Below are 17,016 nucleotides of genomic sequence, written 5' to 3' on the forward strand. Positions count from 1 at the left end.
ATGAAGAAAAACATTAATTATACTATCTATAAATGGGGGAAGTATTTTTCACTTCTTTTACTGCTTCTCATGGCTTGCGATGACTTGGAGGATATGCCAGGCAGAGTCCCCGAAGAAAGTGGAGATATATTTGAAACGGGTACAGCCGAAATGTATATATTGAGTGAAGGTTTATATACTCAAAACAATAGTTCGTTGGCATATTATTCTTTCGCCGGGCACAAACGTATCAATAACTACTTCAACGGAAATAATCAGCGTGGACTGGGTGATACAGCTAATGACATGGCTATCTACGGTAATAAAATATATGTTGTAGTGAATGCATCGAGTACTGTAGAGGTGATTGATTTTCTCACAGGAAAGTCCATCCGACAGATACGTATGCTAAGTGAAAATGGAAGTTCGCGCCAACCTCGTGCCATTACATTTGATAAAGATAAAGCTTATGTATGCTCTTTCGATGGAACTGTTGCCAAAATCGATACTACTTCATTAGAGATAGAAGCTATCACTACGGCAGGAAGAAACTCCGACGACCTCTGTGTGCAAAACGGAAAGTTATATGTTTCCAATTCGGGTGGTTTAGACTATTCCGGTCCGGGAGTAGACAATACAGTTTCTGTCATTGATATAGCCACTTTCAAAGAGATTAAGAAAATTGAAGTCGGACCGAATCCGGGAAAGATCCTGCCTAGAACGGATAAAGCGGAAAAATATGTATATCTGGTTACCCGTGGAGTAGACATTGAAGCGGGAGATTACCACTTAGTCAAGATTGACTGTTACACGGATAAGGTCGCGAACACCTATGACGAGAAAGTGCTGAGTTTTGCAATCGACGGTCCTATTGCCTATTTATATACATATGATTATCGTACAAAAGATACCGCTATTAAGGTATTTAACCTTACCGAAGGAAAAGTCATACGAGAGAATTTTCTTACGGACGGTACAACAATTCATACTCCATATAGTATCCAGGTTAATCCTTACAGCAATAATATTTATATCACAGAAGCATACAACTATACTGTAAAAGGTGATATTTTATGCTTTAACCAACAGGGACAACTCCAATTCCGTTTGAATGAAATAGGGCTAAACCCAAATACTATTGTATTCAGCGACAGAGCCTCACAAAACAATTCGGAAGAGACTCCGGAAGATCCGGATGCTCCTACTGCTTTCGCCAACAAAGTATATGAGTATATACCAGCTCCGGGACAATTTATTAACACTACCACTTCCGCATACAAAGAAGGTTTTTCAGCGCAAAAAGTATTAGAGTATGCTACAGAGAGACTACAGAATAAATATACTATTTCATTGGGTGGATTTGGAGGAAGTATCACCGTAGGATTTCATCAGTCAATACAAAACGTCAAAAATGAATACGATTTCAAGATATGGGGAAATGCTGCATATAATCTGCATACAGCTACAGGTGCTTTGGGAGGAAGTGCAGAACCGGGTATTGTATTCGTATCCAAGGATGTAAATGGCAATGGATTGCCCGATGATGAATGGTATGAACTAGCAGGAAGCGAATATGGTAAAGATACGGAAACACGTGGTTATGAAATCACTTATTATCGCCCTCAACCTGCCGGCGGTGATGTCCGCTGGAAAGATAATCAAGGAAAAGAAGGTCATATTTACCGCAATGGTTATCATCAGCAAGATTCTTATTATCCTAACTGGATTGAAGAAGACGAAATAATTTTCCATGGGACAAGGTTAAAAGATAATGCTGTGAATGAAGGAGGAACATGGGTTGGTTATTGTTATCCTTGGGGGTATGCTGATAATCATCCTTACAATACGGAATTTTGCCAATTTAAGATAGATTGGGCAGTAGATAAGAATGGACAATCAGTGAAACTGGACAAAATTGATTTCATAAGAATATATACTGCTGTCAATCAGAATGTAGGCTGGACAGGAGAAATATCAACCGAAATAATGACGGTTGAAAATTTACATTTCGAGAATTAATCAACAAGGCTATTAATAATTTAAAATCAAGTAAAAACATGAAAAAGTATTCTTTATTATTATTCTTATTTCTATCTGTATTTGCTTTTAGCGGATGCGGTGATGATGATAAATTTAAAGACGATAACGGTTCAATTGACAATGGTGGCACAGGCGACAAAGATGATGACGATGATACAAAAAAGGAGTATGTACTTAGTTTACCTGTTTATGAAACACACAAGCTCGACTTAGGTGATACGGAAAACCCAATTGACAACTGGTCTACTAGTTTCGATTATGAAGGAGTAACTTATACCACCCATTATTTCCATACTCTCCTAACTGACAAAAACAAACTTTTCGAATTCGATTGCGTTTCATCCGACGCTTATGGATTCAGCTCTGACGGTTTTGCATTTACTAATTGTACAGTTACCGATTGTCCGGATTTCGCTTCCTATGATTATCGTGCTATACCTAAAAAAGGAGTAACAAATAATACATATGTAATTGCGGGAGCAGCCGGATACAAAATCGGTTTGCACAGCGACAAAGAAGTTTCAATACGTTTTAAAAACAATGACAATTTCAATGAAACAAAAGATTATCGTGTAAAAGGTATGTATGTCACCAACTGTGTATTTGTGTATAAAAGTATGACGGAAGGTAGTACTATATTCAGCGGTCTAGACAAATTTGGTAAAGACGATTCATTTAAACTTATTATATACAACCCGACTAAAACAAAAAAAGTCGAATGTTATCTGGCAGAAGGAACCAATATCCTGACAACATGGAAATGGATAGACCTTACTTCCCTCGGTGAAACTAACGGATTAAAGTTTGAATTAACCACAACAAGAACAGATGAAAATGGTGCGATGACTCCAACCTATTTTTGTCTTGATGCCATTACTCTGATTGATAAATAAACAGTTATAATTTAATTCAATAACATCCTTAAAACAAGAGGGTATCTTCCTATTTATTATGAAAGATATCCTCTTAAATATTTTTTATTAAACATTAGTGCAATTCATAATAAATAAATCTCCAGTTATTCAATAAGAAATTCACATTCTCCATCACCGGAAGAAGATTTTTTTTAATCTTCCTTATGTTTAAAATAAACTTCCTTATGTTTTTTAAAAAGATCGAAGTGACTGAAAACAAACTTCCCATAGTTTAAGAACATCATATGATTGAACATAATATGCGTAATATTCTTATTTGACTGACTTACACTGTGCAAAAATGTATGTACAACTTAGCTAGAACCATCATTAAAAATCATTAGCTCTCCAAAACCCAGGTCAGTACAAAGGAAATACCAATACAATAACGAACTGTAAACAGTTGGTTCTGTTCTGTCACATATTCCTGAGCTTGAAATTGTCCTTCCATCTGAGGGACAAAATGTGCCAAACGAAGTTTCCGCAAATCTGCATCAGCATCTTTCATACATTTATATATCGCCTCTTTAGCAGACCAGTGCAGCAATAAACCCCAAGTTACATCTTCCTGATAAGGAAATGCCTGTTCATCCGGACGCATAAAACGGCTGATTACCCTATAAATACGTTCTCCATAGTGCTCAATGTCAATACCTACAGATGCTTTACAACTCAGAATCACTGCTACATACTCTTTTGTATGAGAAAAACTTACATGAAAAGAACCATCTTCCAGATAAGGCTTACCACTAGGTTCATAACCAATTTTTTTCACCTCTCCTAATAGAGTGAATAACAAGGCACGTACCGACAACCACTCCAGTCTGCGATGTTCAGTTGTAAACTGTTGAATTTCCTTCTCATAAAAAACTTTTGAAGATGAAGGAAAAAGGCTGAGTAACTCTTCTACAGACTCTTCCATCATCCAGACTGCCAACTGGCAGGACTTTTCTCTATGTTCCAGAAGCAAAGCCATCTTACTCTTTCATATCAGTGTCCTGCCTCTCCTCCGTATTGATAGTGAATTTGACTTTCAAGATACGACGGCTATCCATTTCCAACACTTCAAACTCATACAGATGATAAGTTACTTTTTCGTGCAATACGGGAAACTCTCCCTTAATCTCAAGCAACATACCAGCCAATGTATCCGCATCTCCTACCACCTTTTCAAATTCATCCTCATCAACTTTTGCAATCTTATAGAAATCCGTCAGCTGAGTTTTCGCTTCAAACACCCATGTATGATCATTCAATTTCACATATGTACGTTCCTCATCATCATATTCATCATGAATCTCACCAACAATTTCCTCAATGATATCTTCCATTGTTACCAAACCGGAAGTTCCTCCAAACTCGTCTACAACAATAGCAATATGAATCTTATTAGCTTGAAAATCACGTAGAAGATCATCAATCATCTTCGTTTCAGGAACAAAATAAGCCGGACGGATCAATGACTGCCAACGAAAATTATCCCCCTTATTGACATGAGGTAGAAGGTCTTTTATATAAAGCACCCCCTTAATATTATCCCGCGAACCAGAATAAATAGGGATACGTGAATAAGCATTTTCAATGATACACTGCATCACCTCCTTAAAAGGAGTACGAATATCCAGATCGACCATATCCAGACGTGATGTCATCACTTCCTTCACAGTCTCACCGCCAAAACGAATAATCCCTTCCAGGATATTGTTTTCTTCAGAGATTTCCGTTTTATCCGTCAGTTCCAAAGCGTGAGAAAGTTCATCAACGGAAATATTATGGTTCTTCTTGGCAAAATGCTTGTTCAGAAATACAGTGGAACGCACCAAAACAGAAGCAATCGGACGAAAAACCTTTTCCAAAAAATAAATTCCCGGTGCGGAGAAACGGCAGAATGCCAAAGTCTTTTGTGCCGAATAAATCTTCGGCATAATCTCACCAAACAGCAACAGCAAGAAAGTCAGAATGACAGTCAATATCAAAAACTCCCCCAAAGGAGAATGAAAAGAAAACACATTCATAAAGAAGAAGTTACAGAGCATAATAATGGTAACGTTTACAAAATTGTTTGTAATCAATATTGTTGCCAGTAAACGTTCTGAATTTCCTAAAAGCGCACTGATCTTATTATCGGAAGGATGATTATGTTCTTCAATATCATTCAGATCCGAAGGACCGAGAGAAAAAAAAGCTATTTCAGAAGCCGAAGCAAAACCTGAAGCAAGCAGAAGAATACCTGCCAGCACAATAGCTATAATAGCAGAGATAGAAGGAGTGTGTACGGTAATACCGCTAAAAATGTCAGCCAATTGGCTTAAATAACCATCTGAGTCCAAAGAATATATATTTTAGTTAAACAAAAAATAATGCAGCTGTCCGAAGAGTGATTGTATGTTATCATTTTGCCTGTAATCCTGAACCTGTCGAAGAATCTGCTCCTGAATATATCAAAGAAAAGATTCTTCACTACGTTCTGGATAGCAGAATGATTTACAGGCTCTAGGACTTTACAAACTTTTCGGGCAACCCCATTATCACAATATTTAAAAAGGTAAATCGTCTGCCGAATTACCTTGTTCAGGTTGTCCCTGCGAAGGTTGTCCCTGTAGTGATTGTTGAGCAGGATTAGATTGCACAGGAGAAGTTTGTTGTCCGGCAGAGGTACCCGCAGCGGGGTTAGCTCCCTTCGGAGACAGCATCTCCATATTGTCTACATAAACCTCGGTGATATAACGCATTGCACCTGTCTGATCACTATAAGAACGAGTTTTTATCTTTCCTTCCAGATACAACTTATCTCCTTTATGCACATATTTATCTACAATTTCAGCCAAGCGGTTGGATACCACTATATTATGCCATTCAGTTCTTTCGGGAATCTGAGTTCCGTTTGCCAACGTATAAGCACGGTCCGTTGTAGCCAAAGGGAAAGTAGCCACAGCCGATCCCGTATCAAAGTATTTCACTCTCGGATCTTGTCCTACATTTCCTAATAATATCACTTTATTTACTGACATATATGTATCGAATTTATTATTCAAAAAATTAAATCTGCTGCCAAAATTAAACAGAATAACAATAGAATGCAAGAATTGTCATTACTTTTATTTCAAACCAACATACTTCTCAATGAAAACATGTACTAGCTTAGAAACTGCATACCGCCCCAGTTCGTCCGTTCTTATTTTCTGATAATTAGCGAAGGAAGCAGAATCTTCGGGCAACGTTACCTCATAGAAATTAGTATAAATTATCCGATGAGACAAGGTATGTTTCACTTCTCTGCAAACAGTGCGCACTACGGGTTTCTCTCCCCGGGCAATCAAAGCCTGAAACTCCGGCAAAACCAAAAACTCTTCCTCCGTCACAGAAACCGGAGTTTCGATTAAAGGAAATTCAAACAAATTCTTCCAGATATCATCTGCTGTACGTTTATTTATATAAGTATACGCACCTACACGTACATAAATATAATTAAAATAGCGGTTAGTCGTTTTCGTCTTATGCTGTTTCACCGGAAGCAATGCCGTACGCCCTGTCGCCAGAGCCGAACATCCTTCCGCCAACGGACAAAACAAACAGTTGGGCGATTGTGGTGTACATTGTATCGCGCCAAAATCCATAATTCCCTGATTATAAAGTGCCGGATATTTCTTATCCAGCATTTCATCTGCCAAGGCAGTAAAGAGTTTCTTCCCTTCCGTCGAATCAATCGGTGTGTCAATGCCAAAATAGCGTGAAAGAACCCGGTACACATTACCATCCACCACCGCATAAAGCATTCCGTAAGCAAAAGAACAGATAGCCGCGGCTGTATACTCCCCTACCCCCTTTAATGCCAACACTTCCGGATACGTTTTCGGAAAAACGCCATTCATACTTTTGGCAGCAGCATGAAGATTACGGGCACGAGAGTAATATCCCAGTCCCTGCCAATACTTCATCACTTCATCTTCGTCGGCGTCTGCCAACATCTGCACATTGGGAAAACGTCCGATAAAGCGGAGATAGTAATCATACCCCTGCGCCACACGTGTCTGCTGAAGAATAATCTCGGAAATCCATATCAAATAAGGGTCCGATGACTCTCTCCAAGGCAAATCTCGTTTGTACTCATTATACCACTCTATGATCGTTTTTGTAAATTCATTCATTCCACACAAAAGGATTTGTCTAACAATTATCTTATATATGCTATTCAAAAGACACACAAAAGTAACTCTTTTGACTCTAAGAACACTTAATGACTCCACTTTTTTAGAAAATGAACATTCGCTATCCTTCTTATACCACTGATACTAACAGTAGGAATACATTTATTTTTTCGAATTACAAACATAATTATAGTTTGCCAATTCCAATTGTTTCCCACTTTCATTCTCGAACATTTGATCCTGTACACAAGAACTAATACTTATCGAAACAAACAAAACACAATAAAAATAAAATAACTTTTTCATATTCATTGAATTTATCGTTCAATGTATCACCTGCAATATTTAAGTATATTCATATTTACAGCACTGCAACTTTGTTCTTTTTTGATTGGGGCAATGCACTACAAACAATTAACTTACCCGTTTTTAGATTCAACTGTATAAAATTAATAAAAATGAATGTATATCTTTCTTTTAGCAAACCTAGACATTTTTTTAGTAAAACAGCTTTCAAAAGTGATATTTGTACTTAAAAACATGACACTTATACTATTAAAGTTATATATTTCCAAGTAGAAACGATTGTAAAACATGAAAACCAATTAGTGTCGATAAAATTTGTTTCCCTACCAAATAATCTTTTTATCCAACTTTATGAGCTGCTCAATCGTATTCCACTACCTTTTTTTCTGAAAAGCAGAAAACGTTCTAATTTTTATTTCTCTAATCATCCGTTAACATACCGGCTTCCTATAATATCAATTGAAACTTTATACCTATATATATAGACGGGTTCTCCATGCATTCCAGAAAAATTCGATTTCTAATAACAAAGAACATCTCATAATCAACTTAATAACATATAATCGCACGACTTTTTCTAAAAATAGTCTGGAATATATTTTTTAGAGCCACTAAAAAGCTATATATTTGCAGTCCAAAAAATTAGCAAGAACAGAGTAATAATATTTTTTTTAAGAAAAAAATGACTAAAGCAGATATTGTAAACGAGATTACAAAGAAAACCGGTATTGACAAGGTTACAGTTCTTACAACCGTGGAAGCATTCATGGATGCAGTGAAAGATTCTTTGTCGAACGATGAAAATGTGTACCTTCGCGGATTTGGTAGCTTCGTGGTGAAGAAGAGAGCACAAAAGACAGCTCGTAACATCTCAAAAAACACTACCATCATTATTCCGGAACATAACATTCCGGCATTTAAACCGGCTAAGACATTTACAATTTCAGTAAAGAAATAATAAACAAGAGTATTAACCCATAAATTTGTGAAGCTATGCCTAGCGGAAAAAAGAAAAAAAGACATAAAATGTCTACGCACAAGCGTAAAAAAAGACTAAGAAAAAACAGACATAAAAGCAAAAAATAATTTTTAAGTCTGAGTCAAAACAGAATAAAGAACAAACTTGCGAAGCTAATGTCTTTCAAGTTTGTTCTTTGTTTAAGTAGCTAACCTTAATGAACAAACTGTTAAAAAAGTTGTTCATTGTATTGAGATTCAACTAATGTAATTTAAGGAAAGGAAACTGTGACAAGTGAACTAGTAGTAGACGTACAGCCCAAAGAAGTCTCCATCGCCCTCCTCGAAGATAAGAGCCTGGTAGAACTTCAAAGTGAAGGAACAAATATTTCTTTCTCTGTGGGTAATATGTATTTGGGGCGCATCAAGAAATTGATGCCTGGACTGAATGCTTGCTTTGTAGACGTCGGTTACGAGAAAGACGCTTTCCTTCATTATTTAGACCTGGGACCTCAATTTAACTCACTCGAAAAGTTTGTAAAGCAAACTCTAAGCGACAAAAAAAAGCTGAACTCCATCAGCAAAGCAACCCTACTTCCTGACCTGGATAAGGATGGCACTGTAGCCAACACATTAAAGGTCGGACAAGAAGTAGTGGTGCAAATAGTCAAGGAGCCTATATCGACCAAGGGACCACGACTGACGTCCGAAATATCTTTTGCCGGGCGCTATCTGGTACTGATTCCCTTCAACGATAAGGTTTCTGTTTCACAAAAAATTAAATCGAGCGAAGAACGTGCCCGCCTGAAACAACTACTAATGAGCATCAAACCGAAAAACTTCGGTGTCATTGTGCGCACAGTAGCCGAAGGTAAACGCGTAGCCGAACTCGACGGAGAGCTTAGAGTCTTAGTCAAACATTGGGAAGATGCAATGACGAAAGTGCAGAAAGCCATCAAGTATCCGACGCTGATTTATGAAGAGACAAGCCGTGCTGTAGGTTTACTACGGGACCTTTTCAATCCTTCTTTTGAAAATATACACGTCAATGACGAGGCTGTGTACAACGAAATCAAGGACTACGTCACACTGATTGCACCTGATCGTGCCAACATTGTAAAACTGTACAAAGGGCAACTCCCCATTTATGACAATTTCGGTATCACCAAACAGATCAAATCATCGTTTGGTAAAACAATCTCTTACAAGAGCGGTGCCTACCTGATTATTGAGCACACTGAGGCGCTTCACGTAGTAGACGTGAACAGCGGTAATCGCACCAAGAATGCCAACGGGCAGGAAGGTAATGCACTCGAAGTAAACTTGGGAGCTGCTGATGAGCTGGCTCGCCAATTGCGATTGAGAGATATGGGTGGTATCATTGTTGTAGACTTCATCGACATGAATGAAGCCGAAAACCGTCAGAAGCTTTACGAACGTATGTGTACCAATATGCAGAAAGACAGGGCACGGCATAATATTCTGCCTCTCAGCAAATTCGGATTGATGCAGATAACGCGCCAACGTGTGCGTCCGGCCATGGACGTCAATACGTCCGAAACCTGCCCTACCTGCTTCGGCAAAGGTACCATCAAGTCGTCTATCCTTTTTACAGACACTCTCGAGAGTAAAATTGATTATCTGGTCAATAAATTGAAGGTGAAGAAATTCTCGCTACACGTCCATCCGTACGTTGCCGCTTACATCAACCAGGGACTAATGTCTCTAAAACGTAAATGGCAGATGAAATACGGATTCGGTATCAAGATCATTCCCAATCAAAAACTCGCTTTCTTGGAATATGTGTTCTACGATACACAAAGAGAAGAAATCGACATGAAGGAAGAAATCGAAATCAAATAACAGAAAAGGCGACTCGAACAAATCGAGCCGCCTTTTTTATGTATCTATTTCACAAACAGGTTCTTCTTTATTTCATCAAATTTAGATGAAATATGACAGAACGGTTTCTTTTCAACACTTTGCCCTGTATGTCCCCTTGCTGACACCTGAGGTCGGCCGCTTATAATTTCAACAGCTTTAGCAATCAGAGGATCTTGTTTATCTCCCAATTCAAACATGGGGAGATAAAAACTAGCTACTTCATGATTGGGGATAAGACCACCTTTAGGATCTTCACCATTTTTATTCTGATAACGTAGAATAATCGGCAATACTCCCCAGTTGCCAATTACCGGATCTAAATATATATCTCCATCAACTTCTATCAAAGGCATTAAAATTTTCATACCTGTATATTTTCCTCCTGTTTTTTCACCAATTTGAATTACATCCATATAAGGCGCCAAACCCACCAATGTAACTTCTGAAGCAGAATATGTCTGATCGGACGTAAGTATAAAGACTCTTGTCAGATTCAAGTTATCGCTGATCGAAGCATCAGTAAAAGACATGACATCACTTCCATTCTCTTTCATCTCGTCAGTTAAAATAGAATTATATATTTTGCTGATAATAATATTTTCACTTTGGCAAATTCCAGCAGGAGCAATATGGCTGCACAAATTAATAATCGCCTTTTCATCCCCTCCGAAATTATAACGCAAATCAAGAATCAACTCGGACACACCCACTTTTTTAAAATCAGCAAAAACTTTATCAAGTGAGCTATTAAAGTTTTCGATAAAACTGGTATAAAACAAATAACCGACTTTTGTCCCTTCGATGTCAAGTACCTGAGCTGTATGTACAGTATTCTGCGTTAAAACCACTTGCTTCAAGCTCATGCTTTCCGGTTCCAAGAATTGACCATCTTTATATTTACTAACCCCTACTTTAATGCTCGACTTATTAATCAAATCATACATATTGTCTAACGTAATATCCTGATCATCCAAAGACAAAATTAAATCTCCTCGTTTAATATTCGCATTGGCAGCCGGACTATTGGGATATACATACTCTACTACAGCACATATCTTTGTTTGTTCATCATTTCTCCATTGATAAGCAAGAGAATAGCCAAAAGTCGTTTCAATTCCTTGCGAACTATTCAAAAAGCCTTCCAGATCGTCTGTAATATATGAAAAATGATCTTCTTCCGACAATAATTTCTCAAAATATGCTTTCGAATCATATTCATATTTCCAATCGATATCGGGCATCAGTTCATTCCACAAATAGCATCTATTCATACATTGGCTGATGAAGTTATTTACTCTCTGAACATAAGCAGTAGCTTCAGCAGGAGGAACTACCGGAGGCTTCTGTTCTAAATCTTCATCTTTCTGACATGCTGTAAATCCTAACAAAAGCAACAAAGAATAAAATGTAAATCGATTGAAGGCTATCATATATTAAGTATTTATTATGAGAATTTAATTTTGCTACAAAGTTTATCTGCGACCAACTCTTTCAATCCCTCGAGAGTGTATCATTTTTTGACACACTACCCTATTCTCTATCGTGCGTCAAACGCTGCATCAATCAAAGCCTGCAAGTTTTGATAATGACTACGAACAAGTGCGCTGGAAGCACCGACAGTTCCGGCAAACTTCCTTCTCAGATCCATTAATTGCCCATGGGCTATTAATGGAGCATCGGATGGTGAACCGGACATTCCCAAACTTATCATCAATCCGGGAATATTAATTCCACCGCCGTTTTTCGGCTTATCGAGCATCGAAATCAATGCATTCACACACGTCTTTTAAAGCACGTTGATAAGAATCCGGTTTCTTACCGCCATTCAAATCACTCCAGATGCCTTTCTGCAAATCACGGAAGAATTCATCTGTCTTATATGCTTTAGCTCCGTTCATCCTTTCATTATTCATCATCTTGTCGAAGGTACGTGCACTAAGCAATCTATTCAATACACCATTCTGAATACGGCTAATAGCATTGAATGTATTGAAGCCTCCTTTCTCAGTCATTTGCTTATCTACCAACCAAGTTGGCGTGGCAAACAATTCTTTATTCAGAAAGGTAACCGCTTTTTTCTGAATATCTTTCGGCACGTATTCTACAGCTTTCACATCTGTCTGTTCCACAGATATGGGAGTACTGTAAATACCGGCAATATTGGTTGCAATATGTCCCATATACAAGCTAAATTGTCCCAAAACATTCTGATACAGATCAACAGCTTTATCATAACCTTTATTCGGTTCATACGTCCATTTCATAATTGCCGGCATAATAAGTTTCAGATTCTTTATGCCATATGTACCTGCCAACATAGCATCGTCTCCCAAATCCTCACTTTGGTTGCGCGGATCATCTCAATCTGTTTCCGTACCAAAAGTATAGCGTTTGTCTTCTTTCAGTTTTTCTATAATCCACTTGTTTAGGTAAGGTTCTTCAGCCTCTGGAGTATTATACTGTGGCAGCCAGGGGTACCCCCAATCAATACCCCATTCATCGTATATACCGATACGTGGGAAAATTCCCGCATAAGAAATATTGTCCTCTGGCTGTGCTACATAATTGAAACGCGCATAGTCCATGATTGACGAAGTATGTCCGTTAGCTTCCACCCATGCTTTATCTCTCAGCTTTTCTACCGGAACAGTATTGGATGAACCGAAGTTATGACACAATCCCAATGTATGACCAACTTCGTGAGAAGACACAAAACGAATCAACTGCCCCATCAACTTATCATCAAACAATGGCTTACGAGCCTCTGGGTCAATAGCTCCCGCTTGCACAATATACCAGTTATAGAGCAATTTCATCACATTGTGATACCAGTTGGACACCATCATTGCCAGAAGCATTAGAATGGAAAGTAACTTTCTCATGCTTTGATGTTTAATTTCAATAGATTAATACCAATACAAAGATAAAATTATTCATTGTAGTTGTATTACAGATTAGATGATTTTATAAATTTTAACAGAGTAAAAAAAAATAAATTACGATTAAAGTGAGCTGTGACCATTTTTATTTCCTATTTTCATCAGTGCAAGTCCGATAAGAATCCAGAACATTTCACGCACACGGGTGATCAGAGCGGTATATACTCCATATGCTCCCGAAAGAGCCAGACCGCCTACAGCTAGTGCAAAGCCTCCTTCCCGACCTCCAAGTTGCATCGGCAGAAAGAATAAAAGGTTGGCTAGCAGGGAAGAGAAAGCGGCAATCAGGATGCAACTTGCAAAACTAACATTTGTCGTCAAGATGTTCAGAATGAGCCATATCTCCAAACAACTGACTACGCGTGCCATATACTCTAGCATAAGTGTGGTATAGAAAGCCTGCTTCTTTTGTTGATGTAAAATTGCTATTTGCCGGTCGATATTCTCCAGTTGTTCCTGGTGTTTTTCAGCAAAACGGATGACTCGATGTTTTAAAAAAGGTAATCGGCTACCCATACGGATGCAGGCTACTGCCATTCCATGCCGATAGCCTTTCACAAAAAGCACGGTAACAAGTAAGCAAAAGATCGTTATTCCCCCCAGTAGTATGCCTATTGACCACCCCACCGGATAGAGACATATATAAAGTAATACGGAACTCAGCCAAAAACAAAAATGAGAAAAGATGTGCATCATCACATAGAGTATCACGGAGGAGGTGGCACGCTCCACTCCGATATAAGGAGTCAGTTCCATGATACGATATGGTTCACCGCCCATCAGCCCAACGGGAGTCACATAGTTAAGCGCAAAGCCAGTAACGGTGAACTTATAAAGCTTTACAAAAGAGAATCCCGGCTTACCACCACTACGGATAATAATATACCACGAGATAGTATTAATAAGGTAAATAAACAACCACAGCAACAGGATCAATGGCAGATAAATTCCCGCACGTTTCAAGTTCTCCCACAACTCCTGATAATTCATGTCAAAAGTAAAAATCATGATCAGGACAGCAATGATGCCGAAAGCAAGAAATAAATTACGGTACTTATTCTTCATTTACTGGTTAGTGGATATGATCCTTAGTGATTATCACTTAATATAATTATAATATCCGTCAAAGAAACGACGGAAACGGGATAATTTCATTAGTCCTTTCTCGAACACCAGAATGCCGATTAAGGCACATGATATACCAAGCAATACATCAATGATATAATGATGGCAGGAATAAATAGCTGTTGCCCAAATGCCGACCATAATTATAGAGAAAAGGGTTACTATATACCATTTACATCTGCGTATGATAGCGTAGACTAATGCTACGACCATATATGCCGCATGTAGTGAAGGTACAGCTGCAAATACATTCGCATTACGACCATAGATGGAGTCAAAAATCGTCAGCCCGGTAAGGGCATCGAAGCGACCTAGTCCTGCTACATTGCCAGGAGTGTTCAACATCGGTTCGAAACCGTAATTGATGGCATACCAAGGAGGAGCTGCCGGATGAATGTAATACCCGGCAAAGCCTATCAAATTGACAAACAGAAATACCATAGCAAAACGCAGGTAAATGTTTCTCGACTTCGACAGGTAGAGCCAGATTCCAAATGCGATGGGCACAGGTACCCAGCAGAGATAGAAAATTCCAGCAAAATATCGGCTATTGCCCAATGATGGACTGCAAAATACTCACAAGGGGTAACTAGCACTCCACCGTTCATTACTCCGAACAAAGATTTCTCTGCATTGTAAAGCCCTGCCACATCAATCGGGTTCACTTCGTAATTGGGGCATATACGCATCCAATCATACGAAATACCAAAAATAGCGAATGGTAACAAGGCTACTGCAAATTTACGGGCAGGCAATCCTGCAAAAAATAACATAAGATAAATGAATGCCATTAACAAATGTTCGGAACGAAGCCCGATAAACATTTCTGTCAGCAATAGGAAGAGAGCCATACAACAAGCCACCATCCAAACTTCTTTGTTCGATGGCACTTTTATAGATTTCACCATATGCTATTATTTCTTTAAATCGTCGTTCTGCATCATTACTTTACGGCAATGGTTCACCCGCACAAAGGCTGTAATGTTCGCAAGTACGGCAACAAGTGCCAAAGGAACTACCAGTATCAGAATCGGATCAAAAAGAGTGATGTCTTTAAAGATCCCACAAAATAGAGCTCCCAAACTAGTAAGGACAACGCGCTCCGGACGTTGCATGAATCCTACCTTACACTCTATCCCCAATCCTTCGGCACGGGCACGTACATAGCTTACCATCAACGAACCGATCAAGGCTACAAATGCAAGAATGGAATAGAAGAAGTAACCTTCCATCAAGAGATAGTAGCAAATGCCAAAGAAAGTCACCAATTCACTGTAACGGTCGAGTACCGAATCATAAAGCGCACCAAACGTAGAACTCATATTTCCTACACGTGCCACACGACCATCCATCATATCGAACAATCCGGCAAACAGGATAATTCCTCCTGCCCAGCCCAAATAAGCCAATTCGCCATGTTCGCCGTAAATGCTGGCATAAACCAAAACACCTGCCGCTAGCACATTCAGGAGAAATCCGGTGGTAGTAATAAAGTTGGGAGTGATTCCTATCTTAATCATTCCATGCACTACGGGATTGATGATTTTATAAATCACCTGTTGTAAATAATCTCTGTAATTCATATCTAATTCTTCGTTTATATTCGATGCCATTTTTTTAAAAAGCTTCTTATGTCTAAATTCCGATACACAAAGTACCGTTGCATATTGTAGTTCCAGAACAATGCAACAATGACAGATACTATCACTTTAGGGATGATAAAAAAGTCCCCGAAATGCAGGCTGAGCGTATCGCGTACCCAAGGGATTTTCCCTAAAGATTCTGTCATCATATACGTTCCCCACGTGTTTAGCCAAACACTGCAAAGCCATACGATAACAAACTTCACAGCAACGTATATTTTCTTTCCATCTGATTTAAAGGTCCATTTATAATTGATAACGCAATTGACTACTCCTCCGTAAACTGCTCCCGCCAGTGTGGCATAGACATAATATACTTCGAATAGTTTCACCAACAGGATAGTCACGAGAAAGTCTGCAATAGTTGCCATCTGGGCAGAAAGCTGCGCCCTCAAAAACATGAAGATGCCACCCTTTTGAGAAACCATTTGTGCAAAACCTTTCAGCCAATTACCCATCTCACTCCCGCTAACAAAATAAAACTATATATACCTGCCAGTATATCGTCCATCATCACTCCTACTCCTCCTTTCAGGCTCTCCATTTTACGTATTCCCAACGGCTTTGCTATATCAAAGACACGGAAAAGGCAAAAGGCACCGATGACATACCAGTACCATTGATCGTTGGCAGGGACAGCCAGCAACGGAATCCATACACCAACCATCTCGTCCACCACTATACGCGATGGGTCTTCTCCCCAATAAGTTGCCAGCTTATTGGCAGCCCAAATACCTGCAAAGGTAAAGATGACGACTAAAACGGCAGTAGTCCACAACAAAACTGAAAAAGGAAGTAGAAAATAGAGTACAATCCATATAATAGAAGCTAGCAATGCCCCGGCTGTACCGGGAGCTATGGGAGAGAATCCTGAGCCAAAGCCGGTACCTATAAATACAGGCAGAAAAGGAGGGGTCTTCATTAATTACAAGTTACTAATTTCAAATTACTCATTGATTACTAATTTCCGGTCACGAAACATAAATTACGAAACACTTATCTGAAGATGAATTATCAATGAAAATTTAATTTTCATCCAATATTTTACAAATATCTTAATGATATGTGGCTGAACCGAGGA

13 protein-coding genes and 2 pseudogenes are annotated in these 17,016 nt (G+C 38.7%); 4 read left to right on the plus strand and 11 right to left on the minus strand.

What is annotated here, in order from left to right:
• Together PHO71_RS08290 and PHO71_RS08295 are read left to right on the plus strand one after the other, a co-directional pair.
• Window positions 1-1,998 carry a DUF5074 domain-containing protein gene (locus tag PHO71_RS08290; protein ID WP_300201573.1) on the plus strand — a complete coding sequence of 666 codons (1,998 nt, stop codon included), beginning with the start codon at window positions 1-3 and terminating at the stop codon, window positions 1,996-1,998.
• Window positions 1,999-2,036: 38 nt separating this feature from the next.
• On the plus strand, window positions 2,037-2,912 hold the full coding sequence (locus PHO71_RS08295; protein WP_300201576.1) for a DUF4465 domain-containing protein: 876 nt from the start codon (window positions 2,037-2,039) through the stop codon (window positions 2,910-2,912).
• A gap of 361 nt (window positions 2,913-3,273) precedes the next feature.
• On the opposite strand, the gene PHO71_RS08300 is transcribed toward PHO71_RS08295, so the two are convergent.
• From PHO71_RS08300 to mutY, 4 genes are all read right to left on the minus strand, one after another.
• The gene (locus PHO71_RS08300; protein WP_300201578.1) at window positions 3,274-3,909 is read right to left on the minus strand and encodes a 4'-phosphopantetheinyl transferase superfamily protein; all 636 of its coding nucleotides are present in this window, start codon (window positions 3,907-3,909) and stop codon (window positions 3,274-3,276) included.
• Between the two features lies 1 nt (window position 3,910).
• Entirely contained in the window at window positions 3,911-5,263 is a 1,353-nt protein-coding gene (locus PHO71_RS08305) for a gliding motility-associated protein GldE (RefSeq protein ID WP_300201581.1), read from the minus strand.
• A gap of 207 nt (window positions 5,264-5,470) precedes the next feature.
• Window positions 5,471-5,944 (minus strand): single-stranded DNA-binding protein, encoded by a 474-nt coding sequence (locus tag PHO71_RS08310; protein WP_300201583.1) that lies wholly within the window; start codon window positions 5,942-5,944, stop codon window positions 5,471-5,473.
• Between the two features lie 87 nt (window positions 5,945-6,031).
• Window positions 6,032-7,081 carry an A/G-specific adenine glycosylase gene (gene mutY, locus PHO71_RS08315; protein WP_300201586.1) on the minus strand — a complete coding sequence of 350 codons (1,050 nt, stop codon included), beginning with the start codon at window positions 7,079-7,081 and terminating at the stop codon, window positions 6,032-6,034.
• 970 nt (window positions 7,082-8,051) lie between these two features.
• Here mutY and PHO71_RS08320 point away from each other — a divergent pair.
• A complete protein-coding gene (locus PHO71_RS08320) occupies window positions 8,052-8,345 on the plus strand; it encodes an HU family DNA-binding protein (protein WP_300201650.1) in 294 nt (97 codons plus the stop codon).
• 287 nt (window positions 8,346-8,632) lie between these two features.
• A complete protein-coding gene (locus PHO71_RS08325; protein ID WP_300201589.1) occupies window positions 8,633-10,207 on the plus strand; it encodes an Rne/Rng family ribonuclease in 1,575 nt (524 codons plus the stop codon).
• A gap of 44 nt (window positions 10,208-10,251) precedes the next feature.
• Here PHO71_RS08325 and PHO71_RS08330 read toward each other — a convergent pair whose 3' ends face one another.
• The 7 genes and pseudogenes from PHO71_RS08330 to PHO71_RS08360 all read right to left on the minus strand — a co-directional run bounded on the left by PHO71_RS08330 (window position 10,252) and on the right by PHO71_RS08360 (window position 16,857).
• Window positions 10,252-11,658: a S41 family peptidase gene (locus PHO71_RS08330; RefSeq protein WP_300201592.1), complete on the minus strand. Its 1,407-nt coding sequence runs from the start codon at window positions 11,656-11,658 to the stop codon at window positions 10,252-10,254.
• 107 nt (window positions 11,659-11,765) lie between these two features.
• Window positions 11,766-13,062 (minus strand): annotated as a pseudogene (locus PHO71_RS08335) (zinc-dependent metalloprotease); the annotation flags it as partial.
• 168 nt (window positions 13,063-13,230) lie between these two features.
• Window positions 13,231-14,232 carry a lysylphosphatidylglycerol synthase transmembrane domain-containing protein gene (locus tag PHO71_RS08340; protein ID WP_300201595.1) on the minus strand — a complete coding sequence of 334 codons (1,002 nt, stop codon included), beginning with the start codon at window positions 14,230-14,232 and terminating at the stop codon, window positions 13,231-13,233.
• 33 nt (window positions 14,233-14,265) lie between these two features.
• Window positions 14,266-15,200: pseudogene (locus PHO71_RS08345) on the minus strand (phosphatase PAP2 family protein).
• Window positions 15,201-15,206: 6 nt separating this feature from the next.
• Window positions 15,207-15,875, minus strand: a complete 669-nt coding sequence (locus PHO71_RS08350) for a CDP-alcohol phosphatidyltransferase family protein (RefSeq protein WP_300201653.1) — start codon at window positions 15,873-15,875, stop codon at window positions 15,207-15,209.
• A gap of 14 nt (window positions 15,876-15,889) precedes the next feature.
• Window positions 15,890-16,363, minus strand: a complete 474-nt coding sequence (locus PHO71_RS08355; RefSeq protein WP_300201656.1) for a GtrA family protein — start codon at window positions 16,361-16,363, stop codon at window positions 15,890-15,892.
• Between the two features lie 14 nt (window positions 16,364-16,377).
• On the minus strand, window positions 16,378-16,857 hold the full coding sequence (locus PHO71_RS08360) for a phosphatidylglycerophosphatase A (protein ID WP_300201598.1): 480 nt from the start codon (window positions 16,855-16,857) through the stop codon (window positions 16,378-16,380).
• Window positions 16,858-17,016: the final 159 nt, after the last annotated feature.

Source organism: Bacteroides sp. (assembly GCF_028690125.1).
Classification (GTDB): domain Bacteria; phylum Bacteroidota; class Bacteroidia; order Bacteroidales; family Bacteroidaceae; genus Bacteroides.